General features: G+C 64.9%; 29 protein-coding genes, 2 pseudogenes and 1 riboswitch. Of the genes and pseudogenes, 18 read left to right on the top strand and 13 right to left on the bottom strand.

Going from position 1 to position 25,682, the window contains the following annotated elements:
• Positions 1-87 precede the first annotated feature (87 nt).
• On the top strand, positions 88-525 hold the full coding sequence (locus QQW98_RS08720; protein ID WP_290134579.1) for a DoxX family protein: 438 nt from the start codon (positions 88-90) through the stop codon (positions 523-525).
• Between the two features lie 4 nt (positions 526-529).
• On the opposite strand, the gene QQW98_RS08715 is transcribed toward QQW98_RS08720, so the two are convergent.
• Entirely contained in the window at positions 530-781 is a 252-nt protein-coding gene (locus QQW98_RS08715) for an SWIB/MDM2 domain-containing protein (RefSeq protein WP_290134578.1), read from the bottom strand.
• 85 nt (positions 782-866) lie between these two features.
• Positions 867-1,457 (bottom strand): YbhB/YbcL family Raf kinase inhibitor-like protein, encoded by a 591-nt coding sequence (locus tag QQW98_RS08710; RefSeq protein ID WP_290134577.1) that lies wholly within the window; start codon positions 1,455-1,457, stop codon positions 867-869.
• A 207-nt stretch (positions 1,458-1,664) separates the two neighbouring features.
• On the opposite strand from QQW98_RS08710, the gene QQW98_RS08705 reads away from it, so the two are divergent.
• Entirely contained in the window at positions 1,665-3,104 is a 1,440-nt protein-coding gene (locus QQW98_RS08705; protein ID WP_290134576.1) for a S41 family peptidase, read from the top strand.
• Between the two features lie 78 nt (positions 3,105-3,182).
• On the opposite strand, the gene QQW98_RS08700 is transcribed toward QQW98_RS08705, so the two are convergent.
• From QQW98_RS08700 to QQW98_RS08680, 5 genes are all read right to left on the bottom strand, one after another.
• A complete protein-coding gene (locus QQW98_RS08700; RefSeq protein ID WP_290134575.1) occupies positions 3,183-3,551 on the bottom strand; it encodes a response regulator in 369 nt (122 codons plus the stop codon).
• Positions 3,552-3,640: 89 nt separating this feature from the next.
• Positions 3,641-4,069 carry a COG3650 family protein gene (locus QQW98_RS08695; protein ID WP_290134574.1) on the bottom strand — a complete coding sequence of 143 codons (429 nt, stop codon included), beginning with the start codon at positions 4,067-4,069 and terminating at the stop codon, positions 3,641-3,643.
• A gap of 109 nt (positions 4,070-4,178) precedes the next feature.
• Positions 4,179-4,760, bottom strand: a complete 582-nt coding sequence (locus QQW98_RS08690) for a fasciclin domain-containing protein (RefSeq protein WP_290134573.1) — start codon at positions 4,758-4,760, stop codon at positions 4,179-4,181.
• A 128-nt stretch (positions 4,761-4,888) separates the two neighbouring features.
• Positions 4,889-5,101: a hypothetical protein gene (locus tag QQW98_RS08685; protein WP_290134572.1), complete on the bottom strand. Its 213-nt coding sequence runs from the start codon at positions 5,099-5,101 to the stop codon at positions 4,889-4,891.
• A 240-nt stretch (positions 5,102-5,341) separates the two neighbouring features.
• Positions 5,342-5,578 carry a hypothetical protein gene (locus QQW98_RS08680; protein ID WP_290134571.1) on the bottom strand — a complete coding sequence of 79 codons (237 nt, stop codon included), beginning with the start codon at positions 5,576-5,578 and terminating at the stop codon, positions 5,342-5,344.
• A 279-nt stretch (positions 5,579-5,857) separates the two neighbouring features.
• Between QQW98_RS08680 and QQW98_RS08675 the strand changes: the two genes are divergently transcribed.
• Positions 5,858-6,304, top strand: coding sequence for a pyridoxamine 5'-phosphate oxidase family protein (locus tag QQW98_RS08675; protein WP_290134570.1), 447 nt, complete (start codon positions 5,858-5,860; stop codon positions 6,302-6,304).
• Positions 6,305-7,060: 756 nt separating this feature from the next.
• Entirely contained in the window at positions 7,061-8,242 is a 1,182-nt protein-coding gene (locus QQW98_RS08670; protein WP_290134569.1) for a zinc-dependent alcohol dehydrogenase, read from the top strand.
• 48 nt (positions 8,243-8,290) lie between these two features.
• Here the strand turns inward: QQW98_RS08670 and QQW98_RS08665 are convergent, their stop codons facing one another.
• Both QQW98_RS08665 and QQW98_RS08660 read right to left on the bottom strand, forming a co-directional pair.
• Positions 8,291-8,473, bottom strand: coding sequence for a hypothetical protein (locus tag QQW98_RS08665; RefSeq protein ID WP_290134568.1), 183 nt, complete (start codon positions 8,471-8,473; stop codon positions 8,291-8,293).
• A pseudogene (locus QQW98_RS08660) lies at positions 8,466-8,822 on the bottom strand (phosphomethylpyrimidine synthase ThiC); the annotation flags it as partial. The gene QQW98_RS08665 and the pseudogene QQW98_RS08660, both read right to left, overlap by 8 nt.
• A gap of 153 nt (positions 8,823-8,975) precedes the next feature.
• Here QQW98_RS08660 and QQW98_RS08655 point away from each other — a divergent pair.
• Both QQW98_RS08655 and QQW98_RS08650 read left to right on the top strand, forming a co-directional pair.
• A complete protein-coding gene (locus QQW98_RS08655) occupies positions 8,976-9,587 on the top strand; it encodes an OmpA family protein (protein WP_290134567.1) in 612 nt (203 codons plus the stop codon).
• 84 nt (positions 9,588-9,671) lie between these two features.
• Positions 9,672-10,352: a CsbD family protein gene (locus tag QQW98_RS08650; protein WP_290134566.1), complete on the top strand. Its 681-nt coding sequence runs from the start codon at positions 9,672-9,674 to the stop codon at positions 10,350-10,352.
• 70 nt (positions 10,353-10,422) lie between these two features.
• On the opposite strand, the gene thiC is transcribed toward QQW98_RS08650, so the two are convergent.
• Both thiC and QQW98_RS08640 read right to left on the bottom strand, forming a co-directional pair.
• A complete protein-coding gene (thiC, locus tag QQW98_RS08645; RefSeq protein WP_290134565.1) occupies positions 10,423-12,315 on the bottom strand; it encodes a phosphomethylpyrimidine synthase ThiC in 1,893 nt (630 codons plus the stop codon).
• A gap of 51 nt (positions 12,316-12,366) precedes the next feature.
• A riboswitch (TPP riboswitch) is annotated at positions 12,367-12,474 on the bottom strand.
• Between the two features lie 90 nt (positions 12,475-12,564).
• Positions 12,565-12,825, bottom strand: a pseudogene (locus QQW98_RS08640) (DUF2585 family protein); the annotation flags it as partial.
• Positions 12,826-13,001: 176 nt separating this feature from the next.
• Here QQW98_RS08640 and QQW98_RS08635 point away from each other — a divergent pair.
• Positions 13,002-13,634 (top strand): SOS response-associated peptidase family protein, encoded by a 633-nt coding sequence (locus tag QQW98_RS08635; RefSeq protein WP_290134564.1) that lies wholly within the window; start codon positions 13,002-13,004, stop codon positions 13,632-13,634.
• Here the strand turns inward: QQW98_RS08635 and QQW98_RS08630 are convergent.
• Both QQW98_RS08630 and QQW98_RS13910 read right to left on the bottom strand, forming a co-directional pair.
• Complete coding sequence (locus QQW98_RS08630; RefSeq protein WP_290134563.1) at positions 13,631-14,038, bottom strand: hypothetical protein; 408 nt, start codon at positions 14,036-14,038, stop codon at positions 13,631-13,633. The genes QQW98_RS08635 and QQW98_RS08630 overlap by 4 nt on opposite strands.
• A gap of 36 nt (positions 14,039-14,074) precedes the next feature.
• A complete protein-coding gene (locus QQW98_RS13910) occupies positions 14,075-14,473 on the bottom strand; it encodes an amidohydrolase family protein (protein ID WP_319023278.1) in 399 nt (132 codons plus the stop codon).
• Between the two features lie 124 nt (positions 14,474-14,597).
• Between QQW98_RS13910 and QQW98_RS08620 the strand changes: the two genes are divergently transcribed.
• The 11 genes from QQW98_RS08620 to QQW98_RS08570 all read left to right on the top strand — a co-directional run bounded on the left by QQW98_RS08620 (position 14,598) and on the right by QQW98_RS08570 (position 25,661).
• On the top strand, positions 14,598-16,658 hold the full coding sequence (locus QQW98_RS08620) for a S9 family peptidase (RefSeq protein WP_290134562.1): 2,061 nt from the start codon (positions 14,598-14,600) through the stop codon (positions 16,656-16,658).
• Between the two features lie 126 nt (positions 16,659-16,784).
• Positions 16,785-17,273 (top strand): hypothetical protein, encoded by a 489-nt coding sequence (locus QQW98_RS08615; protein ID WP_290134561.1) that lies wholly within the window; start codon positions 16,785-16,787, stop codon positions 17,271-17,273.
• A gap of 12 nt (positions 17,274-17,285) precedes the next feature.
• Positions 17,286-17,738: a hypothetical protein gene (locus QQW98_RS08610; RefSeq protein WP_290134560.1), complete on the top strand. Its 453-nt coding sequence runs from the start codon at positions 17,286-17,288 to the stop codon at positions 17,736-17,738.
• Positions 17,735-18,073, top strand: coding sequence for a transcriptional regulator (locus tag QQW98_RS08605; RefSeq protein ID WP_290134559.1), 339 nt, complete (start codon positions 17,735-17,737; stop codon positions 18,071-18,073). Before QQW98_RS08610 ends, QQW98_RS08605 begins: the two co-directional genes overlap by 4 nt.
• A gap of 32 nt (positions 18,074-18,105) precedes the next feature.
• Entirely contained in the window at positions 18,106-18,834 is a 729-nt protein-coding gene (locus QQW98_RS08600) for a DUF2059 domain-containing protein (protein ID WP_290134558.1), read from the top strand.
• A gap of 39 nt (positions 18,835-18,873) precedes the next feature.
• Positions 18,874-20,088 carry a lycopene beta-cyclase CrtY gene (gene crtY, locus QQW98_RS08595; RefSeq protein WP_290134557.1) on the top strand — a complete coding sequence of 405 codons (1,215 nt, stop codon included), beginning with the start codon at positions 18,874-18,876 and terminating at the stop codon, positions 20,086-20,088.
• Positions 20,085-21,593: a phytoene desaturase gene (locus QQW98_RS08590; protein WP_290134556.1), complete on the top strand. Its 1,509-nt coding sequence runs from the start codon at positions 20,085-20,087 to the stop codon at positions 21,591-21,593. The genes crtY and QQW98_RS08590 overlap by 4 nt, the downstream gene beginning before the upstream one ends.
• 59 nt (positions 21,594-21,652) lie before the next feature.
• On the top strand, positions 21,653-22,096 hold the full coding sequence (locus QQW98_RS08585; RefSeq protein WP_290134555.1) for a hypothetical protein: 444 nt from the start codon (positions 21,653-21,655) through the stop codon (positions 22,094-22,096).
• A complete protein-coding gene (locus tag QQW98_RS08580) occupies positions 22,093-22,686 on the top strand; it encodes an LOG family protein (RefSeq protein WP_290134554.1) in 594 nt (197 codons plus the stop codon). Before QQW98_RS08585 ends, QQW98_RS08580 begins: the two co-directional genes overlap by 4 nt.
• A 55-nt stretch (positions 22,687-22,741) precedes the next feature.
• Positions 22,742-23,743, top strand: a complete 1,002-nt coding sequence (locus QQW98_RS08575) for a phytoene/squalene synthase family protein (protein WP_290136904.1) — start codon at positions 22,742-22,744, stop codon at positions 23,741-23,743.
• 10 nt (positions 23,744-23,753) lie between these two features.
• A complete protein-coding gene (locus QQW98_RS08570) occupies positions 23,754-25,661 on the top strand; it encodes an acetyl/propionyl/methylcrotonyl-CoA carboxylase subunit alpha (RefSeq protein ID WP_290134553.1) in 1,908 nt (635 codons plus the stop codon).
• The last annotated feature ends 21 nt before the right edge of the window (positions 25,662-25,682 follow it).

Genomic DNA, 25,682 nt, shown 5'->3' with positions numbered 1-25,682 from the left:
CGAAGGTCTCCATGGGCAATCGACAGGGAGTTCCCTATCGCAAGAAACGCAATTGGCAAAAGCCTGAGGACGGGAATAGCGGACCGCGTGGAAAAGACTGATCCGAAGCGCCGCGCGAAAATAGTCACGAGACTCGTCATCGCCCTGCTCTATGCAGTCGCTGGCGTGCTGCATCTGGCCAGCCCGCAGCCCTTTTTGTCGATCACGCCGGGCTGGGTGCCATATCGTGAAGCGGTCGTCGCGCTGACGGGCATTGCCGAATTGCTGGGCGCCGTCGCGCTTGCGCAACCGTTCTCGCCAAGATTGGCGCGCTGGGGCGCATGGGGCCTTGCGGCCTATGCGGTGTGCGTATTTCCCGCCAACATCAATCACTTCGCGATGGATATGGCGCGGGAGGACGGGGGTGCTGGCCTTGCCTATCACCTCCCCCGGATGGTGGCGCAACCGCTGCTGGTCGCGCTGACCCTGTGGGCCGGGAACGTTTGGATAAGGCGGGGCCGGCGAGAAGACCCGCCGACCCCGTAGATAATCAGCTGAGGTGCTTGGAAACCGCAGCGGTCATCTTGAACATCGAGATCTGGTCCTTGCCGATGACGGCACCCAGCTTGTCGTCCGGATTGATCATCCGCTTGTCCTGGCTGTCCTGCAGGTTGTTCGCCTTGATGTGGTCCCACACCTTCGACGTAACCTGTGCGCGGGTCATCGGACCCTTGCCGACGACATTCTCGAGCTCCGGCGACAGGGTCACCGGCTTCTGAAGTGCGTTGTTCTTGCCTGCCATTGTAGAAAATCCCTTCCTCAAAATCAGAGGACTCGGACGCTTTACGAAAGCCGCCGCGCCGTCAATCCATCCGTAAAACCTATCCTCAGTCCAATTCTTCGTCGTCCCACGCCTCATCTTCGCCATCGTGGGCGAAGGTTGCGGTCAACGCGGTGGCCGCCATCACGTGGCCGCGGCAGGAATCCAGCAGCTCGTCCAGCGTAGCGCCTGGCATCAGCGTGATCGGCAGATCGAGCGCGAAAAGCTGGAAGACATAGCGGCGCGGCGCGGCTCCGGCGGGCGGGTTGGGCAGCATCCATTCGGAATTGCCGGCGGAATTCTTGCCGACGCGGGGCGGTGCCTCCCCTTCCAGCAGCTGGCCCTTCTGGCCCGGAAGGCCCCAGACGATCCAGTGCGTCACCGGGGCGCCTTCACCGTCGGGCGACTGGACGACGAGGACCAGTTCCTGCGTCCCCGGCGGCGGACCTGCCCATTCCAGTGGCGGCGCGACCGCATCCTCTTCCGTGGCGGTAAAGCTCGGGTCCAGTTCCCCGCCATTGGCAAATGCGGCGGATTTAAGAGACAGGCCGCGGCCCATCGCCCGTTCGTCGGCCAAGCCGGCCATGGCTAGCGCGCCAAGGCCGTCGGCAGGTCCGGGGATGGCGGCGTTGAGCCACGCGGGGGCGGGGTTCGGCATGAATTAATCCTCGATTGCGATAGATGTTTCGCGCCTCACCTATCGGGCTGCCCGCGCCGCGTCGAGGGGGCGGGCCGCGGGTTCGGCAGAGATTTGCAAATCGGGGTGGTGCAAGGCATAACCTCAAGTGGAGAGCCGCCCCGGCGGTTTGGGTCATTCTTGGAGTATCGGCTTATGCGTCCCGGACGTTTCGTTAGCGCCATCACCATGGCGGCATTCCTTGCATCGTGCGGCGGCGGGGGCAGCTCCGGCGGCGGCCTGACCGGTGGCGGCAGTACGGGCGGCGGCGGAGGCGGCGCAACGCCCACGCCGACGGCGGATTGCAGCCTGGCCGCGCGGCAGGATTGGACGAAGCAGCAACTCGACACCTATTATCTCTTCCCCAACCTGCTGGCTTCCGGCGTGAACCCTGCGTCCTTCAGCACGGTTCAAGCCTATATCGATGCGCTGGTGGAACCGGCCCGCAACGCAAATAGGGATCGCGGCTTCACTTACATCACTTCGATCACCGAAGAGGAGAAAGCCGCAACGGGTTCGACAGCGGGATTGGGTGTGAGGTTCTCGGTTTATTACGATGAATCTCTTCAGTTTGGCCGCCTGTACGTACTCGAAGCGTTCGAAGGAGCGCCAGCATTGGCAGCTGGCATTGATAGAGGCTTCTACATCAGCGCGATTGAGCTTGCCGACGGGACTTACGCCTCGATTGGTCAGCTGATCTCGGAAGGCGGAACGGCATTGGTTAGTCAGGCGCTCGGACCGCCGGAAAAAGGGGTCGAGGTCAATGTTAGAGTGTCGGGACCGGGTGTGACAAACGAGTGGATTCGCCTTACAAAAGCAAACTATAAAGTCGACCCGGTGAGTGATCGTTACGGAGCAAAAATTCTGGACGATAACGGCAAGAAGGTCGGCTATATCAATGTCAGAACCTTCTTTAACAATGAAACTTTGGAGGACGATTTACGCAGCGCTTTCTCAAATTTTCAAAAGTCGGGCGTAAATGAAATCATCGTCGACGTGAGGTATAATGGAGGTGGCTACGTTTACACTGCGCAAACTTTGATGAACTTGATGGCAGCCGATCTGGTTGGCCAGCCGCAGTTTTATCTCAACCAAAGTCCCAATCGTGCGAACGCTACGCAAAGAGCAGATTTCGAAGAGGAAGCTGGCAGCATCGCCAGCACTAAAATTGCGTACATCGGTTTCAGCGGCACTGCCTCTGCCAGTGAGCTGATCATGTCCGCCTTCATTCCCTATCGCGGCGATAATCTCGCGCTAATCGGGGAAAACACGCTCGGCAAACCGGCTGGGCAAGAAGCTGTTGACCGGACTGCTTGCGACGACCGCCTCCGCGTATTGGCCTTCGAACTCACGAACGCCGACAACAACGGCAGTTACTACGACGGCATTGCGCCGCTGATGCCTAACACGTGCCGGGCGACCGACGATATCTCGGCCCAGATGGGCGACCCGAACGAGGCATCGACCCGTGCGGCACTCGACTGGCTGGCCGGGCGCGGAACCTGCACCCCGGTTGCCGGTGCGCCGGGCGTTCAGGGTGGACTTGCCCGGGCAAACCGGCAGGAGCTGCTGCGCCCCGCGATCGAGGAGCGCAGTGCCATCCAGCACCGTATCCCGGGCATCTACTGAGGATCGACCAACCGAAAAGGGGCGGGCCGTTTCACAACGGCCCGCCCCTTTTCGTTGCTCTGCAGATTGTCGGTGCGGTCAGTCGGCATCGCCGGCAAGGCCGGCAAGCGCTTTCGCCACAACCGAGGCCGCGCTGGCCGGCTTGGCCACGCGTTCGCCGGTCAGGTCATCCATGTCCGCGCTGTAGTGTTCGAGCTCTCCCGAGTGCAGCACGTAGGGAATCCGCCTTCGCTCCAGCTCGCGCGCGACGGGCAGGCAATTCTCCCCGTTTTTGAGCGTGATATCGAGCACGGCAGCGGCAATCGCCGCGTCTTTTTCAAGAAATTCCATGGCCTTGCGGAAGCCGCTGGCCGTACGCGGCTGCCAGCAGCGATCCGTGACCGCGAACTCCAGGTCCATCAAGATCAAAGGCTCGTCCTCGACTAGCAGCACAGATCGCGCCCTCATCCCATCGCTCCCTTGCGAACAGATGTAGACCATTTGCCGGACTTAACCAGCCTGATGCAATCCTATGCATCATTTATCGAAAGCTGCGGTCAGGGAGCTTCCGGGCCGGAGAAGGGCGATGCATCCGTATAGGCGCAGCCGGTAAGAGACCTGTCGCCCAATCGCACGGCCGCGTTGAAGGGATATTCGCGGTCGCTCATCCCGTCGCTGCATGGGCCGGGGCCGACCGCGATATCGATTCGCTCGCCGGCAAGCTCGCCCGACCAGCCGAGCCCACCATTACCGGCAAAGCGGCGAAGCTCGGCCTGCGTGCCATCGAGGTCTTCGGGAGTGGTCCACGTCAGGACGCCTCCTTCGATCACGCCATTCCAGAAGGGCTCGGTGCCGACAAGCGTGACAGTTTCCTGCGGCGCGATGGCGTCGAACACCGGCTCTGTCCGGCGCTCGGTCGCGCCGCTGCAGGCGGATACGATCAGGGCCGTGAGGGGCGCAGTGATGCGCAGGCTAAGCTTGGTCATGGCCCTCCCCTACACCAGCCGGTGCCCTAAGCGGAAGGGCGGACCTCCCTGTCGGGAAGCCCGCCCTTGCACTGCATGTCGTGGTAGCGCGCGTTTCGCATTCAAGCGATTACTGGGGCATCAGCACAGTGTCGATGACGTGGACGACGCCGTTCGATGCTTCGACATCGGTCGCAGTCACGGTGGCGGTGCCGCCGGTCGCGTCGGTCAGCACGACGTTGCTGCCGTCCATCATCGCGGTCAGCGTGCCGCCTCCCACGGTGTTTATGGTGTAGCCGTCTTCACCGGCATTCTGGATTGCCTTGGTCAGCGTGGCGGCATCGACGTTACCTTCGACGACGTGGTACTGCAGGATCGTGCCCAGCGTGTCCGTATCGTTGGTCGTCAGTTCGGTCAGCGTCGCTTCCGGAATCTTGGCGAATGCATCGTTGGTCGGTGCAAATACGGTGAACGGACCTTCGCCCGACAGCGCTTCGCCGAGGCCGGCTGCGGTCACAGCGCTCACGAGGGTGGAAAACGTCTCATCGCCCTGCGCGACTTCGACGATCGTGCCCGGACCTTCGACATTGTCGTTCACAGCCTGGTCGGCAGCGACATTATCGCCTTCGACGGTGCTTTCCTCGACGGGATCGCCACAGGCGGCAAGCGCGAGAGTGGCAGCGGAGGCGAGGGCTAGAGTAAGCTTTTTCATGGAGTCAGGCCTTTCGGTCTTTGTGTAGATCGTAAAAGATTGGGCGCTTGTTCCGCGCCTTCAGCCTAACTACGGCCCCACTACGCGATCGTTCCGATTGCGGCGAAATTGTGGCTTCTCGCGTAAATTCAGGCCTTGGCGGCCTCGGCGTCACGCTCCGCAGCCTTCTCGCGCAGCACCTTCGTGCGCATTTCCGCGACCGCCTTCGCCCGCGCAGCAAGGCCACGCCACGAACGTTCCGCGCGCAGGAGACGACGACGCACATTGGCGAGCTTCGCCTTCTTCGCATCGGCAGCGGCTTCGTTGGCGCGTTCGTTGTAGAATTCGAAAGTCTGGCTCATCGGCGCTCTCCTTGTCGGCGTTCTGCCGGTTCTCGTTAACGGCGCCCGGATCTGCATGGCGGCGGGGCGTGGGGAGCGCCGGGGGAGCGCACGATGGCGCTGGCCGCGATGGAGCAGATGGAACACCCTCCGGCTAGAAGAATGCACGAAGCATCGATTTGTGCCAGAATTGCGCGCTTTTCGCAGGCAGGGCGCTTCGGCGCGGCGATGCACGCAGGCGCGAGGACGCCATGCTTTCGGCTAGTCAGCGGAAGGAACGCCTGCCGCAGGCACCTGCACTTCGGCAGCGCGCGCAGCGGCCTTTTCGCTTTCGAGCCGCTCGCGGCGGCGCTTCACGGCATGTGCCTGGTCGGCCAGCATCTGCCAGGTGGCCTGAGCCCGCAGCGCCCGGTCGCGCACATTGTCCAGCGTGGCCTTGCCCGCCTCTGCCTTAGCTTCTGCCGCACGTTCGGCGTAGAATTCTTGGCTCTGGTTCATGGCTGGGAGGTTCCGGCTGGTTTGCGAAAAAGCGGTGCCTCTCCTGGGAAAGGAAGTCGTCGTCCAATTTACACTGCTGCCGAATACCGCGTGCAGCGGTCGTCAAATCTCGAAGTTCGTCGCAAATTCCGACCTCAGCGGCGGCGCATTAGCACGCGATGCCGGATCACCTAATTGTTTGCCAAAAGAGGATTTTTCGCCTCTCCCCTTCCCTCCGGCGGAACCCGAACCGCCCCCCGCGCGCTGACGCCGGGGATGGAGCACGAAGGAGAAGACGTTATGGTCGACAAGACCGCGAAAGAGCACCTTGCCCATATTGCCGAAGCGATGAAGGACATCGACTTCGTGATGCTGAACACCCACACCAGGGCCGGCCAGATCGGCGCGCGCCCGATGAGCAACAACCGCCAGGTCGATTACGATGGGGACAGCTACTACTTCACCTGGGCCGACAGCCTCATGGCGAAGGACATCGAGAAGAACCCCAAGGTCGGCCTGTCCTTGCAGGGCGCCCCGAAGGAGAGCGGCGCGCCGGGCATTTTCATCGCGCTGGAAGGCGATGCAGAGATCGTGCGCGACAAGGCCGAGTTCGAGAAGCACTGGGTGAAGGACCTCGAGCGCTGGTTCGAGGACGGCACCGACACCGAAGGCCTGGTGATGCTGCACGTCCACGCCACCCGCTGTGCATACTGGGACGGCGAGGACGAAGGCGACTTCGTCATCTAGCCCGCAAGCCCGCCGCGCGCGGTGGAGCACGTGGAACACCCTCCAGACGCAAAAGCGTGCGAAGCGTAACCCTGCGCCGCGAATGCGTGACCTTTCGCGTGAAAGCGTCACCCCGCGGCGCACATCCGGCACCGTGCAAGTCAAAACCGTGACCTTGCGCGCGGGGCCGCGTCACCTTGCGCGAGGCCAGGCGTAACCCCCACCTGCCCCGATCCGTCACTGGCGAAGGGCCCCGTTTCCGACAGCGGGCGCTTGTCCGGCAGCATCCGCGTGTCGAGCAGCGGGGCGGACGCGCTTGCGCCGCCGCGCCGCCCTCGCCCGCAGCCGCGCCGCCTGGCCCAGCCGCATCGCCTCTTCCCACAGAAGCGCGAATTGCGGCGCCCGGGCGCGCAAACGATAGGCCGCCTGCCGGCTCATCCCGACAGAGCGCGCCGCCGCGGCGACCGTGCCGTGCTGCGCCAGCGCGCACAGGAACACCCCCGTTCAGCCCTCCCCCGGTCAGCAAAGCCGAAAGTTGAACTTCCTGCAGGCGCTGGACCGGTTCCTGGCGGTAACGCGGCGTAATTCGCCGCTTTTGGCCGCGGCCAGTTCGGAATGAGATGCCGCCGCCTGCGCGGCGAGCGTGGTCCGGCGGTCTATCTTCCCCCTTGCGAGGTGGGACGCAAATCGCAGCTTCAATAAGTGAACCGTGGAACTTATCTACCTGCTGTGTGCTGAGTGGCCACACCGATTGAAAATACGAGAAAGGTCAAAACCATGCGCGCACTTGTCTGGAACGGAAAGAACGATATCCGCTGCGAAACGGTCGACGACCCTCGTATCGAGGATCCCCGGGACTGCATTCTCAAGGTCAGTTCGACGGCGATCTGCGGCTCCGACCTGCATCTGATGGATGGTGTCGTTCCCAAGATGCAACAGGGCGATATCCTGGGCCACGAATTCATGGGCGAAGTCGTCGAGGTCGGAGCTGATGTCAAACGCCTGAAGGTCGGCGACCGGGTGGTGGTACCCTTCACCATATCCTGCGGCGAATGCTGGTTCTGCCAGCGCGAAATGTATTCCCTGTGCGATACGACCAATCGCACGGCGGAAAACGCGCGCGAAGCGATGGGCCACGCTCCCGCCGGACTTTTCGGCTATTCCCATCTGACCGGTGGTTATTCCGGCGGGCAGGCAGAATATGTCAGGGTGCCGCACGCCGATGTCGGTCCGATCAAGCTGGAAAACGACCTGCCGGACGAAAAGGTGCTGTTCCTGTCCGACATCTTCCCGACTGGCTGGATGGCGGCGGAAAACGCCATCGGCGATGAAAAGGGCAAGACCGTTGCGGTGTGGGGCGCAGGGCCGGTCGGCCAGTTCACAGTGCGCAGCGCGTGGATGATGGGAGCGGAACGGGTCATCGTGATCGACCGGGTGCCTGAACGGCTTGAACTCGCCGCGAGCTACGGCAAGGCCGAAACCATCGATTACAGCCAGACCGACGTCAAGGAGGCGCTCGACGAGATGACTGGTGGCCGGGGGCCGGATGCTTGCATCGACGCGGTCGGCGCCGAAGCTCACGGACACGGCGTGCTCGGCGATATCAAGGACAAGGTCGAGCTGCACACCACCGGCATGTCAGACCAGCCGTTTGCGCTGCAGGAAATGGTCATGTCGGTGCGCAAGGGCGGGACCCTGTCCGTCCCCGGCGTCTATGCCGATAAGGTGACGTTCCCGATCGGGCCTTTCATGAACAAGGGGCTCACCATGAAATCGGGACAGACACACATGCAGCGCTACCTCGCGCCGCTGCTGAAGCGGGTGGAGGCGGGCGAGATCGACCTGTCGGGAATCATCACCCATCGCGGCGACCTGAAGGACGGGCCGGATCTCTACAAGACCTTCCGCGACAAGCATGACGGCTGTATCAAGTGCGTGATGAAGCCCGAAGAACTCTAAGGCCTGGCGGGGCCCGTACACACGCGTACGGGCCTCGTTCGTGAGTCTTTACGAGGGGAGGTCTTCGGCCTCCCCGTCGGGGGAGTAGTAGCCAGTTGGCGCGCTGGGCGAATGTGCTGTTCGCGAGGCGCGGAACCACGCGAGCGGGACCAAGATGGTGCGACCATTCATCAGGTCGACGATCGGCGCCTCTTCGGTGCAGCTTGCGTCGCTGACCCGCTCGTCAATCATGCTCCCTATCGCCCTGCCCCATGTAGAGTTCGCGGCCCGTGGCTTCGTAAACGCGGCTCATCTCGTCCATCCCTGCCTCCGCATCCTCCACCGGAGCCGTCGCCGCGAAGTAGCTGTCCGAATTCTGCTTCACCGCGAAATCCCGCACTTCCTGCGTGACCTTCATCGAGCAGAATTTCGGGCCGCACATACTGCAGAAATGCGCGGTCTTGGCGCCTTCTGCAGGCAGGGTCTGGTCGTGGTATTGCTCGGCCGTGTCGGGGTCGAGGCTGAGGTTGAACTGGTCGCGCCAGCGGAATTCGAAGCGGGCCTTGCTCAAGGCATCGTCGCGGACCTTGGCGGCCGGGTGGCGATACCTTCCTTCCCATCCGCATGCTGGAAAACGGCTCAACAGTCCCTCGGGATATTAAATGCCCGATGACCGTTTAGGTGTGATCGCATCCGCTCGGCGCGGCCAAGGTGGCCGTGAGGGGTCGGGGATGCAGGAATGGGAGACATTGGAATGGTGACAAACGATCCCAATAAGAATGTGCACGGGCACTCCTCACTGCGCGACGCGCCCGAAAAATCCCGCAACTGGCTGCCTCTGCTGCTTGGCGCGCTGGCCCTGCTCGCATTGCTGTTCTTCCTGCTCAAGGGTTGCGACAACGATGCTGACCGCCCGGTCACAGCCGATAATGTCGAGACGACCGAGACGGTGGCCGCCGTCAATCCAGTCGACACCGCCAACACCGTGCCTGCCTATTCGCGCGCCGAATTCGACCGTACTCTGGCCGGGACGACGCCGCTGCCTGCGACTTACGGCCTAGAACGGGTCACGTTCGATACGGGGTCCGCCGAACTGGGATCAGCGGCAGCTGCGGAAGTGGCTGACTTGGCGTCGGCGCTGAAGGCACGGTCGACGGCTCGCGTTTCGCTGCGTGGTTTTGCCGATCCGGCAGGTGACGCGGCTGCGAACCAGGAGCTGTCGGAACGCCGCGCAGCCGCCGTTCGCGTCGCGCTGATCGAGGGTGGCGTCGCTGCCGACCAGATCACCGCCGATGCCAGCGGAGAGACGGGCAGCGCCGCAACGCGTGACAATCGCCGCGTCGAGATCACGCTGCTTCAGCGATAAGCCACAAATGCAATTAGCCGGCCTCGCAGCTTCTCGCGCGGCTAGCCAGCAAGGATAAGTACGATGAGCCAAGTGATAACAGCCATGTTCGACAACCGCGCAGAAGCGGAGCAGGTCCAGAACGAGCTTCGCTCGCTCGGGATCGTCAAGGATGATGCCGGAACCGGGGCGGGGCGCGGAGGTCTCTACGACAAGAGCCACCCCAGCTACCGCGCCGGCGCGTACTCGAGCGCCAGCGATCGAGGGATGTGGGCGGATGCCGGATGGGACGACGATGATTACCGTCTGCCCGACGAGGACCGGCATGCCTACGAGGAAGGTGTTCATCGCGGGCACACGCTGCTCACGGTGACGGTGGACGACCAGACCGCCGCACGCGCGCGTGAAGTGATTGGTCGTTCCAACGCGTCGGACATCGATACCAAATCGTCTTCCTGGAAGTCCGAGGGTTGGCGCTCGCCCGCTGCAGGCGCGGTGGCCAGCGCTGGCACGACCGGTACCGCAGACCGGTACTATCGCCGCGATACAAGCGACAGCTCGGAACGCTATCGTAGCTACAGCCGCAATGATATTGGCAACGGCCCGGGCGAAACCAGCTACAAGGCATCGGGTTATGCCAACGAGGCAGCAGGCAACGTCAAGCAGGCCGTCGGCAACGTGACCGGCAATGAATCGCTGCGTCAGGCCGGCGAGGCGCAGGAACGCAAGGGCGAAGGCCAGCGCGCCGAAGGCGAGCGCCGCGGCGATCAAGGCAACGAACTTTGATCGATAGGCTGCGCTGAAACCAAGGGCCGGAAGCCGAAGACTTCCGGCCTTTTTTCTGCCGCCGCCTTGCTCAGTCGTGCGTGCGGCCGCCCTGCCCGATGTATAGCTCGCGCCCGCTCTCGTTATAGACGCGGCTCATCTCGTCCATCCCTGTTTCCGCATCCGGCCGCCCTTCGACAGGCTCAGGGTGAGCGGGGTTCGCCGCGAGGTAGCTATCCGAGTTTTGCCTGGCGGCAAAATCCCGCACTTCCTGCGTGATCTTCATCGAGCAGAATTTCGGGCCGCACATGGAGCAGAAGTGGGCGGTCTTGGCGCCTTCTGCGGGGAGGGTCTGGTCGTGATATTGCTCGGCCGTGTCGGGGTCGAGGCTGAGGTTGAACTGGTCGCGCCAGCGGAATTCGAAGCGGGCCTTGCTCAAGGCGTCGTCGCGGACCTTGGCGGCAGGGTGGCCCTTGGCGAGGTCGGCGGCGTGGGCAGCGAGCTTGTAGGTCACCACGCCGACTTTCACATCGTCGCGATCGGGCAGGCCGAGGTGTTCCTTGGGCGTGACGTAGCAGAGCATGGCGGTGCCGTACCAGCCGATCTGCGCCGCGCCGATGCCGCTGGTGATGTGGTCGTAACCCGGGGCGATGTCGGTGACGAGCGGGCCGAGCGTATAGAACGGCGCTTCGCCGCAAGCCTCCAGCTGCTTGTCCATGTTCTCCTTGATCTTGTGCATCGGCACGTGGCCGGGGCCTTCGATCATCACCTGCACGTCCTGCTCCCAGGCACGTTTGGTCAGCTCGCCCAGCGTGTAGAGCTCGGCGAATTGCGCTTCGTCGTTGGCGTCGGCGATGGAGCCGGGGCGCAGGCCGTCGCCCAGCGAATAGGCGATGTCATAGGCCTTCATGATCTCGGTGATCTCGTCGAAGCGTTCGTAGAGGAAGCTCTCCTTGTGATGCGCGAGGCACCATTTCGCCATGATAGAGCCGCCGCGTGAAACGATCCCGGTGACGCGTTTCGCGGTCATCGGGACATAGGGCAGGCGGACCCCTGCGTGAATGGTGAAATAGTCGACGCCCTGTTCGGCCTGTTCGATCAGCGTGTCGCGGAACACCTCCCAGGTCAGGTCCTCCGCAATGCCGCCGACCTTTTCCAGCGCCTGGTAGATCGGCACGGTGCCGATGGGGACGGGCGAATTGCGGATGATCCATTCGCGCGTGTCGTGGATGTTGCGACCGGTCGAAAGGTCCATGACGGTGTCCGCGCCCCAGCGGATCGACCAGACCATCTTGTCGACCTCGCTCGCGACGTCCGATGCCACGGCGGAGTTGCCGATATTGGCGTTGATCTTGACGAGGAAGTTGCGCCCGATCGCCATCGGTTCGCTTTCCGGGTGGTTGATGTTGCTGGGGATAATCGCGCGGCCGCGGGCGACCTCGTCGCGGACGAATTCGGGGGTGACGTATTCGGGGATCGCCGCGCCCCAGCTCTGCCCCTCGACCTCGCGGCGCACCTGCTCGCGGCCGAGGTTCTCGCGCTCGGCCACGTATTCCATCTCGGGCGTAATGATACCGCGGCGGGCATAATGCATTTGGCTGACGTTGGCGCCGGCTTTCGCGCGCAGCACGGTCTTGGCGACGTTGGGGAAACCGGGGACGCCGCCGCTGCGGTCGGGGCCCAGTTGGCCGTTGTCCTCGGGCTTCACCTCGCGCGCGGCATATTCCTCCACGTCGCCGCGGCCGGTGATCCATTCGCGGCGCAGCGCGGGGAGGCCGGCGTTGATGTCGATCCGCGCGTCGGGGTCGGTGTAGGGGCCGGAGGTGTCGTAGACGCGCACGCTCGGCTCCCCGCCTTCAAGGTCGATCTCGCGCATGGCGACGCGGATGCCGCTGCCGCTTTTTGCCGCGACATGGACCTTGCGGCTGCCGCGGATGGGCCCGGTGGTGACGCCAATTTCGACGTGGCTGTTGATGTCGGCCATGCTGCTCTCTCCGTGTAGCGGAGGAAAAGCGGCCCTTCGACAAGCTCAGGATGAGCGGGTCATGCCACTCCCTCCGCCGATGCTAATCGGTTCAGGTTCGACGGGTCGGGCGGTGCTACGCGCCCCTCTCAGCGCAAGCGCGCTCCCCGGGGATGGGAGGGGTATAGGCGTCGGACAGCGCGAAGTCCAGAAACAGAGGATGCCGAAATTACCTCGCGCCCTATCCACTGGCCCGGCGCGCGCAAAGCGGTTGATGACCATCGGCGTGTTTTCCAGCACTTCCCACGCCGCCTCCAGCAAGACGGCGAGCGCCAGCCCCCAGCGTGCAGACCCCTGCCCGCCCAGCCCGCGCTTCACGAACAGCCACCAGCCGAGCGCGTAGAAGATCATGCCGTGGATGATGTGGCTGGGCGTATACCAGTCCGCGATGTGCTGGCTGTTGCCGGCATTGTTGATCTGCCCGTGCCACAGCTTCACATAGCCGCATTCGCAGATCGGCGTTCGGCCCATCGCAAGCAACACGCCCACCGCACCACCGCGATACCGATCGAGACGAGGACGACACGGCGATCCGGTACGAACTTGCCCATGGTGCCAGTCTGCGCGCACGAAGCGCGGCTTGGCAAGCGCGGTAGGCGTTCTTGCCGGAGCTTTCCCTCGCAAGCGCCGCGCTCTAGTCACGCGTTATGACCGTGCTGTTCCGCCTCGACGCGATGGCCGCCGATGTCGCGGTGCGCTTTGCCACGCGGGCGGGGGACGATCCGTGGGCCGGCGGCCATGTCGCACCTGGCAGCTTCGCCCCGGTCGTGACGTCGGGGCGCGAGTTCGTGGCCGGCCCGCGCCCGGCAAGCGAGCCGCCGCGCCGCGTCGTCCCGCGCCTGTGGGGCGTGCCCCCGCCGCCCGGGGTGCCGCATGACGGGCGCAGCGGCGTGCTGACCGTGCGCAACCCGGACAGCCCGTTCTGGATCGGGAACTTGCGCAACAGCGAGTTCCGCTGTCTCGTACCTGCAACGTCGATCATGGCATGGGGCCGCGCCGATCCCGCAAGCGGCAGGCGGCGCCAGCACTGGCTGGGCTGCGGCGATCAGACCATCTTTGCGCTGGCCGGGGTGTGGGTGAACAGCGAGGTTCCGGCCTTCGCCCTCCTCACCTGCCCCGCCAACGCCGCATGGAAAGCAATCGGGCAGGAACGGATGCCGGTCATCCTGCCGCCGCACGAAGGCGCCGCGCATATCTGGCTGCGCGCGGAGTGGCGGCGGGCGGAGTCGCTGATCGCGCCCTACCCGTCATCGATGATCCGGGAGGCGGGCGGGCGCTAGAGCGTTTGCAGGCGCGATAAGGCGGTCAACAGCGCCGCCGCCCCGAACAGCGCGGCAAACCCCGCCCATGCGGTCGATCCCCGCCCCATCAGGCGGCGGGCGAAGTCCATGAACCGGTCGCCTGCGGCCAAAAGCAGCAGCCCCTCCGCCACGCACACCCCGCCGACGACGCTGACGGCCACCGCCAGCCGGTCCCCCGGCCGCCACGGCGTGACGAGGTAGATCGCCGCGCCGAGGCTGAGGACGAACACGCCGGTGAGGAAGCGCAGCCCCGGCCTTTGCGCGAGGTCCTCCACCATCGCCGCCCAAGTGCCGGGCATGCGAAACTCGCCCACCGCGGCGGCGAGCGAGTAGAGCCCGATGAACAGGGCGATCCAGGCAGGTATGTCTGTCGCGTCAGCCACGGTCCGCCCCGTGTGCAAGTGAGCCCGCGAAATAGCTCATTCCGCGATCCGCCCCCGCATCATGACCCAGTCGACATTTTCGAGCGCGGTCGCATCGTCCAGCGGGTTGCCTTTCACCGCCACGATGTCTGCCGAATAGCCAGGAGCGAGGCGGCCGATCTCGTTCTCCATGCCCAGCACCCCGACGGCGACCGTGGTGGCGCTGGCGAAGGCTTCGCGGCTGGTCATGCCTTGGCCGATCAGGAACCTGTCCCCGATCGCGACGATGCGCCCGCCCGAAACGGTGATCGTCGCCGGTCCGCCCGGCTCCCCGCCCGCATCGGCGATGACGCTGCCGGCATGGATGACATAGTCCTGCGCCAGCGCGGGCGTGTCGATGGCCGCGCTGCCGACAGCGGCAATGGCGACAAGACAGGCTGGCAGGAGACGGCGCAAGGTGAATTCTCCCCCTCGAAGACGGCCAGACCATGCGGCCACGGGGCCGCTACGGCAAGCCGCCATTGAACGCAGCGCCCCAATCGGTATGTAGGCGCCACGTACCAACAGGAGAGAGACCCCCATGAAATTCACCGCCCGCGCCGCCCTGCTGGCCACTGGTGCCGCCCTGGTCGTGCCCGCCGCCGCCCAGGCGCGCCCGCTGACCGCCGAAGACGTCGCCAAGCTGGAATATGTCGGCGACGTCGAAATCTCGCCCGACGGCAGCCGCGTCGCCTACACCACCGTCAGCCGCCCCGACGTGACCGAGGGCGAGAAGGACGGCGGCGCCCGCACCCAGCTCAACCTCGCCTGGGCGCCCGAAAGCGCCCGCCCCTTCCTGCCCCCCGACCAGAGCGTGCGTGGCCTGCGCTTCAGCCCCGACGGGCGGATGATCAGCTACCTGTGGCGCGAGGATGGCGGGGATACCGCCGTATGGGCCATTCCGGTCGACGGCGGCGCGCCGATGAAGGTGGCCGAAGTCGCCAAGTCCGGCGTGCGCAGCTATGCCTGGTCACCCGACGGCGGCACGGTCTACATGCTGGCGGGCGCCGAAGCCGACAAGCAGCGCGATGCGGAGCGCAAGGCCGGCTTCGATGCGATCGTCTATGAAGAGGAAGACCGTCTCAACCGCATGTTCCGCGCGTCTGCCGCCACCGGCTATGACGCGGAAGTGGATGCAGAGCCCGTCGCCATCGAGATCCCCGGCTATGTCAGCGCCTTCCAGGTGTCGAACGACGGCCGCACCGCGTTGATCGAAAGCGCGCCGACGCCGAACGTGGACGACAGCTATACCTCCAAGCGGGTCCACATCCTCGACCTCGCCAGCGGGCGGGTGACGCGCGAAGTCGAAACGCCGGGCAAGATCGGCGATGTCGAGATGTCGCCGGACGGCCGCCGCCTGTCGATGATCGCCGGCGTCGACATGAACGATCCGGCCGCGACGACGCTCTATTTCGTCGATGCCGCCAGCGGCGCGATGACCGCGCTCAACGACGGCGCGCCGGAAGCGGCCGTGGATGCGGAATTCCTGCCCGACGGCCGGCTGGTCGCGGTGATCCACAAGGGCGTGCAGAGTGCGCTGCGAACCTACAACGCCGACGGCAGCATCGCGGGCGAGATCGACGGCGGTTCGCTGATCCTCGCCAGCGTGGAGGACGCCGGCGGCACAATGGTCGTCACCGCCGACAGCCCGATGCATCCGACCGAGCTCTTCAGCGTGGCGAACGGCCAGTTCACCCGCTGGACCAGCCACAACCCGTGGCTGTCGGAGATCACTTTCGGCACGCAGCGCGCCTATACCTATACCGCGCGCGACGGGCAGCAGATCGAAGGCGTGCTGATCGAACCGGTCGGCGGTGCGCCTGCCGGCGGTGCCCCGCTGATCCTCAACGTCCACGGCGGGCCGGAAGCGCACGACAGCAACGGCTGGGTGACCGCCTATTCGGGCCCCGGACAGGTCGCAGCAGGACAGGGCTATGCCGTGTTCCTGCCCAACTACCGCGGCTCCACCGGCTACGGCACGACGTTCGCCAAGCAGCACCAGGGCAATTACACCGACCCCGAATTCACCGACATCGTCGATGCCAAGCGGGCGCTGGTGGCAGACGGGATCGCCGATCCCGACCGCACCGGCATCACCGGCGGGTCCTATGGCGGTTATGCCAGCGCATGGGCCGCAACAGCGCTGTCGGATGAATTCGCCGCCTCGGTCATGTTCGTCGGCATTTCCAACCAGATCAGCAAGTTCGGCACCACGGACATCCCGTACGAGATGTACAACGTCCACAGCCGCGCTTGGCCGTGGGACAACTGGGTGAAGATGCTGGAAGTCAGCCCCGTCTACCACGTCGACAAGGCGGAAACGCCGATCCTGATCATGCACGGCGAGGAAGACACCCGCGTCAGCCCGACGCAGAGCTACGAGCTGTACCGGTCGATCAAGGTCCGCAAGCCCGAAACGCCGGTGCGTCTGGTGCTCTATCCGGGCGAAGGCCACGGCAACCAGGGCGCCGCAGCACGTTACGACTACAACGTGCGGATGATGGAATGGTTCGACACCTACCTGAAGACCGGCGACCGCAAGGCCGAAATGCCGGCCCCGCGTCCCAACGTCGGCGTGGGCAACGAGGCGGACGAGGATTGATCGCCGCTTAAAAGAGTCGCCTTTCTGCGCTATGAGGCCGCCTTCCGACACGATCGGGGGGCGGCCTTTTGCTACCGGTAATCCTTTCCGTCATCGGCGGGGCCGCCTTGGCGCTCGCGCTCGGCTATGTTTCGCTGGACGGGGAGCCCGCTTGCCCTGCGTATCTTTGACGGCGCGAACGGGGCAATCCTGCTGCTGGCCGTCTATTCAGTCATGCGGTTCCGGATGAAGCGCCGCGCGGCCTATGCCGGGGGTCGGGAAACGCGCGGAACGGCCTGCCTGCGGCATGTTCCGGGCGAGGACGACAGCGCCGCCCACGTCATGTTCGCCAACAACCACACCGAATGGCTGATGAGCATCGAGCGCGGCAGGCTGAAAGGGCTGAAGGACAGGTTGCCGGAGGGGATCAAGGCCACCGCCTATCTGGGTGAGGACGACCGCATCTACGGCCTCGACTACGCCTTCGAAGACAAGCTGAAAGAGCGGATCGAACGCGCCGAACAACGCTTCCGGAGCGGTGCAGGGAAGCGCAGCGGATCGGCACTTTCCAAAGTGGAAAGGTTTCACTTGCCGAATCGGAAAGTGACGCGTATCTCTTTCCATATTGGAAAGTGAAGGATACCGATCATGGACAGAAATGAAGCAGCCGCCGCACTGGGAAAGGTCTCGGCAACCGACAGCAAGATGGCAGACAGGATGCACTGGCCATTCTGGCGCCATGCGATCGTGGGGGCGATGGCCGGGATCCTGCTGTTCGCGCAAACGCTCGACAATTCGCTCAATATCCTCGTCAGCGGTCTTGTCGTCGTGCTTGCGCTGGTCGTGCAGCGGGCGGACCGGAAGACGCACGGGATGACCGTGAACGGCCTGCGCAAGGGGCGCACCGGATGGATTGCCCTCGTGCTCATCGTCATCCTCGTGGCCGCTGTCATGCTGGTGCGCAGCGTCATCTCGCAGCCGCAATTGCAGCAGCCGGAATTCTGGCTTTTGACCGGGGGGACGATGATTGCGACCACCGCGCTCAGCTATGCGTGGCAGGGCGTCTACCGCGCCGAGCTGCGTTCCGGGGAAGCCCGATGAACGGTGCTGCCACAATAGACGCCGTCCTGCACCCGCCGGCCCGGTTGCAGATCGCCGCGGCCCTGTCGCGCGCCGACCAGATCGACTTCGCCACCTTGCGCGAAATCCTGGAGGTGAGCGATTCCGTGCTGTCGAAGCATCTCTCCGCATTGACGGACGCGGGCTACGTGAAGATCACCAAGGCGAAGATGGACGGGCGCCAGCGCACGTGGGCGGCCTTCACCAGGACCGGCACGTCCGCCTTCGCCGCGCACATGGCCGCCTTGCGGGAGCTGGTCGCTTCTGCGGAAACGGCGGCTGCGGACACCGCCGCTGCGCCTGCCGAATCCCGCTAGGCAGTCGTCGCGGGGGTGATATAACGCGCGGCATGAAAACCATCCTCGCCGGCCTTTCCGCACTCGCCCTCGCGCCCGTTTCTCTTGCCATCTCCCCCGCCGCGCAGGCGCAGGAGGCACAGGCCGATGTCTATGTCGGCCTTTACGACGCAATGGGCTCCTCCATCGATATGGAAGTGACCGTCGATGCGACCGTCAACGGCTTCATAGACGCGATGCGCCAGTTGCCTTTCGATGGCCGGGCAAGCGAGGCCATGTGGAAGGAACTGGCCGTCGCCGTGCGCCCGCTGTTCCTGGAATACGGCAAGCGCGGCCAGGCGGTGATCAGGCCCGAGATGATCGCCATGCTGCGCAGCGGTTTGACCGAGGACGAAGCCCTCTACCTTACCGAATTCTACCTCTCCCCGCTGGGGCAGAAGGTGCAACGCGGAATTAATGAAGGCTATGACGCGAAGTCGGTGATTGGTGACGCATTGGACAGCGCCGTGCTGGGCGATGACGGCCCGAATATCGGCAGCGCTGCGGTAGAGGCGGACATCACGCGGGCGACGATGCGCTCGCTGGCCACGCTGACGGCGGAGGAACAGGCGGAACTGGCGCGGGTCAGCTCCACCGGCACCGCTTTCCAGTCGCTAGCCGCCCTGCAGCCCAAGATGGTCGAAATCCGCACGCGCGGGGAAAACCTGCCGCTGACAGCCGACGAGGAACGGCGGATGGAAGCGGCAATGACGCGCGTTTTCGAGAAGTATCTCAAACGCTAGGGCGTTGCACCCGCACGGCGCTGCGCTAAAGCAGCGGCCATGCAGGCGGCGGACAACCAACCGGCACCGGCCGGCGGCGGCAGGTGCGATCTCGCCATCGTCGGCGGCGGACTGTCCGGCGGGCTGATCGCGCTGGCCGCCGCGCGCCGCGACCCGGGGCTCGACATCCGCCTTGTCGAAGCGGGCGAGGTACTGGGCGGCAATCACCGCTGGAGCTGGTTCGACAGCGACTTGGGCGAAGGCGGGGGCGCGCTGCTCGAACCGTTCCGAAAAACCGAGTGGGACGGCGGCTACGACGTCGCCTTCCCGGCCCATCGCCGCCTTTTGCAGGCTCGTTACAATTCGCTGGCGAGCGAGGATTTCCACGCCGCGCTGATGCGCGAACTGCCGCAGGGCACCGTGGTGCTGAACCGCGCCGTCGACACGCTCGATGCCGGCGGCGTCACCCTGTCCGATGGCGAGCGGATCGCCGCGCGCTGCGTGATCGATTGCCGCGGGATCGAGGATGCGCCGACGCTGGAGGGCGGCTGGCAGGTCTTCCTCGGCCGCCACATGCACACCGCGAAACCGCACGGCGTGGCGCGGCCCGTGATCATGGACGCGACCGTCCGGCAACACGGTGCCTACCGCTTCGTTTATGTCCTGCCGCTCGGCCTCGACGAGCTGTTTATCGAGGACACCTACTACGCCGACAGCCCGGTGCTCGATCGCCGCGCGCTCGGCAGCCGGGTCGAGGCCTATTGCCAGGCGCACGGCTGGGACGGCGAGATCCTGGGGCACGAGACCGGCGTCCTGCCGGTCATCACCGGCGGCGACTTCGCGGCGTTCCAGAATGCGGCACGGACAGAGGGTGTCGCCATGGCGGGCGCAAAGGGCGGCTTCGTCCACCCGCTGACCAGCTACACCCTGCCCTTCGCCGTCCGCATCGCGCAGCTCGTGGCGGACAACGTCGCGCTGCCCGGCGAGCAGTTGTCCGCCCTGCTGGAGGCGGAGGCGCGCCGCCACTGGGCCGCGACGAAATTCTATCGCCGGCTGGGCACGATGCTGTTCGGTGCGGCCGAGCCCGACGAACGCTACCGCATATTCGAGCGGTTTTATCGCCTCGGCCAGCCGCTGATCGAGCGGTTCTATGCTGGAAAGTCCACTTTCGCCGACCGTGTGCGGATACTCTCCGGCCGTCCGCCCGTATCTATCGGCAGAGCCGTTTCCGCGCTCTTCTCAAGCCGGCCATCCCTGAGCAGGAAGTCACCATGAGCGACATCGACACGACATCTCCCGGCAAGACCGCCTGCGTCATCGGCGCGGGGATGGGCGGTCTTGCGCTCGCCATCCGCCTGCAGTCCGCCGGCATCGCCACCACGCTCGTGGAAAAGCGCGACAAGCCCGGCGGCCGCGCCTATTTCTGGGAGAAGGACGGCTTCACCTTCGACGCGGGCCCCACCGTCATCACCGATCCCGATTGCCTGCGCGAATTGTGGGCGCTGTCGGGCCACGACATGGCAGAGGACGTGGAGCTGATGAAGGTGATGCCCTTCTACCGGCTCCACTGGCCCGACGGCACGACCTTCGATTACTCGAACGACGAGAAGGAGCTGTTCTCAGAGATCGAGAAGCTGAGCCCGGCCGACGTCGCCGGCTACAAGCAGTTCCTGCAGTATTCCGCGGAAGTCTTCGAGGAAGGCTACGTGAAGCTGGGCCATGTGCCGTTCCTCGACTTCAAGTCGATGCTGAAGGCAGCGCCCGCGCTGGCCAAGAAGCAGGCGTGGCGCAGCGTCTATTCGATGGTGTCGAGCTACATCAAGAACGAGAAGCTGCGCGAAGCCTTCAGCTTCCACACGCTGCTGGTCGGCGGCAGCCCGATGAAGACGAGCTCGATCTACGCCCTCATCCACAAGCTTGAAAAGGATGGCGGCGTCTGGTGGGCGCGCGGCGGCACCAACCGGCTGGTCGCGGGAATGGTCCGCCATTTCGAGCGGCTGGGCGGCACGGTCCGCATGGGCGATGCGGTAAAGGCGATCGACGTGCTGGGCGACCACGTGACCGAGGTGGAGACCGAAAGGGGCTGGAAGCAGCGCTTCGACGCGGTCGCCAGCAATGCGGATATCGTCCATTCCTACGGCGATCTGCTGCGCACCAGCCACCGCGGGCCGAGCTATGCCAAGTCGCTGAAGAAGAAGAGCTTCTCGCCCAGCCTGTTCGTCGTCCACTTCGGCGTGGAGGGCAATTGGCCGGGCATCCCGCACCACATGATCCTGTTCGGCCCGCGCTACAAGGGGCTGGTGGACGACATCTACATGCACGGCGTCCTGCCGGAGGATTTCAGCATCTACCTTCACCACCCCAGCGTGACCGACCCGTCGATGGCGCCCGAAGGCATGAGCACCTTCTACGCGCTCGTCCCTGTCAGCCACATGGGCAAGATGCCGATCGACTGGGACGCGGAAGGGCCCAAGCTGGCAAGGCGCGTGCTGGACGAGGTCGGCCGCCGCCTGATCCCCGACATCTACGACCGCATCGTGACGCAGTTCCATTACACGCCGAAGGATTTCGCGGGCGACCTCAACGCGCATATGGGCAGCGCCTTCAGCCTGGAACCGGTGCTGACGCAAAGCGCCTGGTTCCGCGGCCACAACCGCGACGACAAGCTGAAGAACATGTACCTCGTCGGCGCCGGCACGCACCCGGGCGCGGGCATTCCCGGCGTGGTCGGCAGCGCGAAAGCGACGGCAGGCTTGATGCTGGAGGATTTGGCAGGGTAACGCCCTTGCAAGGTCGCCGTGTGCAAGGCTGCGGCTGATCCTTCCGTGGAGATTCGCGAATGTTCCTGACCACCCTGATTTCGCTGGCGATGGTGCAAGCCGTGCCCGGCCCCGCCACCTCGCCGCTGGTGGAGGAGGGATACCAGCACGCCTGGGTGACCGAAGAGGTCGATCCGAATGTCCGCGTATTCCTCGACGAGAGCTGGTCCGACACGATCAAGGTCGGCGCTGCGGGTTACCCTGCTGTGCTCATGCGGATGGTGGTTGGCATGGGCGACGAGAAAATGGGCGAAGACGGCATGATCATGGACGTCGAACTGGTCGTCGATTGCAAGACCAGGCTGACCGGCTTCTCCCGCGTCTGGATGCAAATGGGCGGCGAACTGACGATGCCGGTCCAGACGGTCGACGAGGTCGATATCGTCGAGGAATTGCCCGCCGACGATCCGATGAGCGACCGGGTTATCGCCTACGCCTGCGGCACGGGCGCGTCCGCCGCATGAGCCGGAGCCTCGACCGTCTCGCAGTATACTGCGGCTCTGCCACGCCGGAGGACACGCGCTACATCGAGCTTGCCCGCGAAGTCGGCGCGACGCTGGCGCAGCGCGGCATCGGCGTCGTCTATGGCGGCGGCCGGCTCGGGCTGATGGGTGCCGTGGCGTCAGGCGCGCTCGAGGCGGGCGGCGAGGTGATCGGCATCATCCCCGAAGCGCTCGCCAATTCCGAAGTCGCCAACACCGATTGCACCGAACTGTACACGGTCAGCGGGATGCACGAACGCAAACAGCGTTTCACCGACCTGTCCGACGGTTTCGTCACCATCCCCGGCGGCGTCGGCACGATGGACGAATTGTGGGAGGCCGTCAGCTGGGCGCAGCTGGGCTACCACACCAAGCCCGTCGGCCTGCTCAACGCCTTCGGTTTCTACGACCACCTGATCGCCTTCAACGCCCACATGGCCAAGGTCGGGTTCGTCCGGCCCGCGCACCAGGGCATCATCGTGCATGACGAAAGCCTGCCCGGCCTGCTGGACCGCATGGCCGCATACGAGCCGCACCAGCCCATTTTCGCGATGAAAGCGGCGGACCTCTGACATGGCCAACCGGCTCCCCCGTTTCCCCTCGCTCCAGAAGAAGCGGAAAGGGCGGATGTTGGCGCCGAGCGCGATCCTGCGCCGCCCCACCAGCCGCGCGGGCGGCGGGCGCTTTCGCGAACCGCTGGTGGACAAGGCCTACGATGCCATCGCGGAAGGCTCGAAAAGCTTCGCCGCCGCCTCCATGCTGTTCGACCGCACCACCCGCGAGCGTGTGTGGCTGCTCTACGCCTGGTGCCGCCGTTGCGACGACATCGCCGACGGGCAGACGGCGGGCGGCGAACTGGGCGACCAGTCGGGGCTGGAAGGCCGCGTGCGCGCCATCCGCGCCCTCACCCGCACCGCGCTGGAAGGCCAGCCGACTGCCGACCCCGGCTTCGACGCCTTCGGCCAGGTCGCCAGCGAAACCGGACTGACGCTGGAAGATGCCGACGAGGTGATCGCAGGGTTCGAGCTCGACGCCGAAGGCTGGCGCCCGCGCACGGAAGCCGACCTGATGCGCTATTGCTACCACGTCGCGGGTGCGGTCGGCACGATGATGGCACGGGTGATGGGCGTGGACCCTGCGGACGAGGACACGCTGGACCGCGCCTGCGACCTCGGCCTTGCGTTCCAGCTGGCAAATATCGTGCGCGATTTCGACGAGGATGACGCCGCCGGACGCTGCTACATCCCGGCGGAATGGCTGGTGGAGGAGGACATCCCCCCCGGCCAGCACATGAAGCCGCCCTATCGCTTCAAGATGGCCAAGCTGTCGGCGCGCATGGTGCGGCTGATGGAAGGGCACGAGGCGGCAGCAAAGCTGGGCGCGGCGCGGCTGTCTTTCCGCCAGCGCTGGGCGGTGCTGTCCGCCGCGCGCATTTACGGCGCCATCGGGCGCAAGGTGCGCGACCGGGGCCAGCTTGCCTGGAACAGCCGGGTGCATACCGGACGCGTGGCAAAGGTGGGCCATGTCGCCGCCGCCTTCTGGGAAGCGCTGCGCAACAACCCCGACCAGCCGGACGAAATGCCCCGCTGGACCCGCCGCGAACTTGCGGCGATGGGGAAGCCGTCCTAACCGCTACGGCATGATCCAGAAGCTCCTGATCGCCAATCGCGGCGAAATTGCCTGCCGCATCATCCGCACCGCGCGCGACATGGGGATCGCCACGGTCGCGGTCTATTCCGATGCCGATGCCAAGGCGCTGCACGTGCGTTCAGCCGACGAGGCGGTGCATATCGGCCCCTCGCCTGCTGCCGAAAGCTACCTTGTCGGTGAGAAGATCATCGCTGCGGCGAAGCAGACGGGCGCGGAGGCGATCCATCCGGGCTATGGCTTCCTGTCCGAGAACGTCGGCTTCGCGCAGGCCGTGATCGATGCGGGGCTGATCTGGGTCGGGCCCAAGCCTTCCAGCATCGAGGCGATGGGGCTGAAAGACGCGGCCAAGAAGCTGATGCGCGCCGCGGGCGTGCCTGTCACGCCGGGTTACGAAGGCGATGACCAGTCGGTCAGCCGCCTCAAATCCGAAGCCGACGCCATCGGCTATCCCGTCCTCATCAAGGCGGTCGCGGGCGGCGGCGGCAAGGGGATGCGCAAGGTCGATGCTGCGGCGGATTTCGAAGCCGCATTGGAAAGCTGCCGGCGCGAGGCAAAGGCCAGCTTCTCCAATGACGAGGTCCTGCTGGAAAAATGGATCACCTCGCCCCGCCATATCGAGGTGCAGGTCTTCGGCGACAGTCACGGCAATGTCGTCCATCTGTTCGAACGCGATTGCTCGCTCCAGCGCCGCCACCAGAAGGTGATAGAGGAAGCGCCCGCCCCCGGCATGGATGAGGCCACGCGTGCGGACATCTGTGCCGCCGCCGTGCGCGCCGCCAAGGCGGTAGATTACGAGGGCGCCGGCACGATCGAATTCATCGCCGACGCCAGCGAAGGCCTGCGCGCCGACCGCATCTTCTTCATGGAAATGAACACCCGCCTGCAGGTCGAACATCCGGTGACCGAGGAGATCACCGGGGTCGATCTGGTGGAGTGGCAACTGCGCGTCGCAAGCGGCGAGCCGATCCCGCTGAAGCAGGAAGAGCTGAGCATCGACGGCCACGCGATCGAAGCGCGGCTTTATGCCGAAGACCCGGCGAAGGGGTTTTTGCCAAGCACGGGGCGGTTAGATGATCTCATACTGGACAGTAGTATCGCACGGATCGAAACGGGCGTCGAAGATGGCGATGTTGTATCGCCGTTCTACGATCCGATGATCGCCAAGATCGTGACCAGCGGACCAACCCGGGGCGATGCCATCGAGGACCTTAAGGCGGCCCTGACACATAGTGCAGTCAGCCCGATCAAGACCAACAAGGGCTTCCTGTTCGAATGCCTGGACAACGGCGATTTCGCGGCTGCCAATTTGGACACAGGGTTGATCGCGCGCGCAGGTGACGCCTTGCTACCTGCGGAAAATCCAAGCCAAGAGGTCATTGATGGGGCAGGCGCGCGGTTGAGGTTCGATTATCTCGATTGGGACGACGTCAATTCTTTCGGACCGGAAGCTGCGCTCCTGAAGGGGCTTTACGGCTTCCGCTTGAACGTAAATCCGAAAACTTCGGTCACTCTTTGGCATGCTGGACAAGCCTACAACGCACAAACAGACGGAGAAGCGCAGTACGCAAGTTTCTCGAGACCCGGCGCCCAAGTGCTCGTTACTGAACGCGGTCACGACCGGATATTTACTTCGACACCACCGCGCGGCAGCGGAGCAGCCTCCGCCGCCGACGGGGCTATCCTTGCCCCCATGCCGGGCAAGGTCATCGCGGTCGATGTGGACGAGGGCGACAAAGTAACCGCAGGCCAGCGGCTGATGGTGCTCGAGGCGATGAAGATGGAGCACGCGCTCACCGCGCCGTTCGACGGGATCGTGACGGAACTTTCCGCCAGCGAAGGCGGGCAGGTGCAGGTCGAAGCGGTACTCGCGGTGGTGGAGCCTGCGGAAGAGACCTGAGCACCTCCCCAAAGCCTGGGG

Source organism: Alteriqipengyuania flavescens, from assembly GCF_030406725.1.
Taxonomy (GTDB): Bacteria; Pseudomonadota; Alphaproteobacteria; order Sphingomonadales; family Sphingomonadaceae; genus Alteriqipengyuania_B; species Alteriqipengyuania_B flavescens.
Note: the sequence above shows the minus strand (reverse complement) of the source record. Positions and strands in the feature narration are given on the sequence as shown.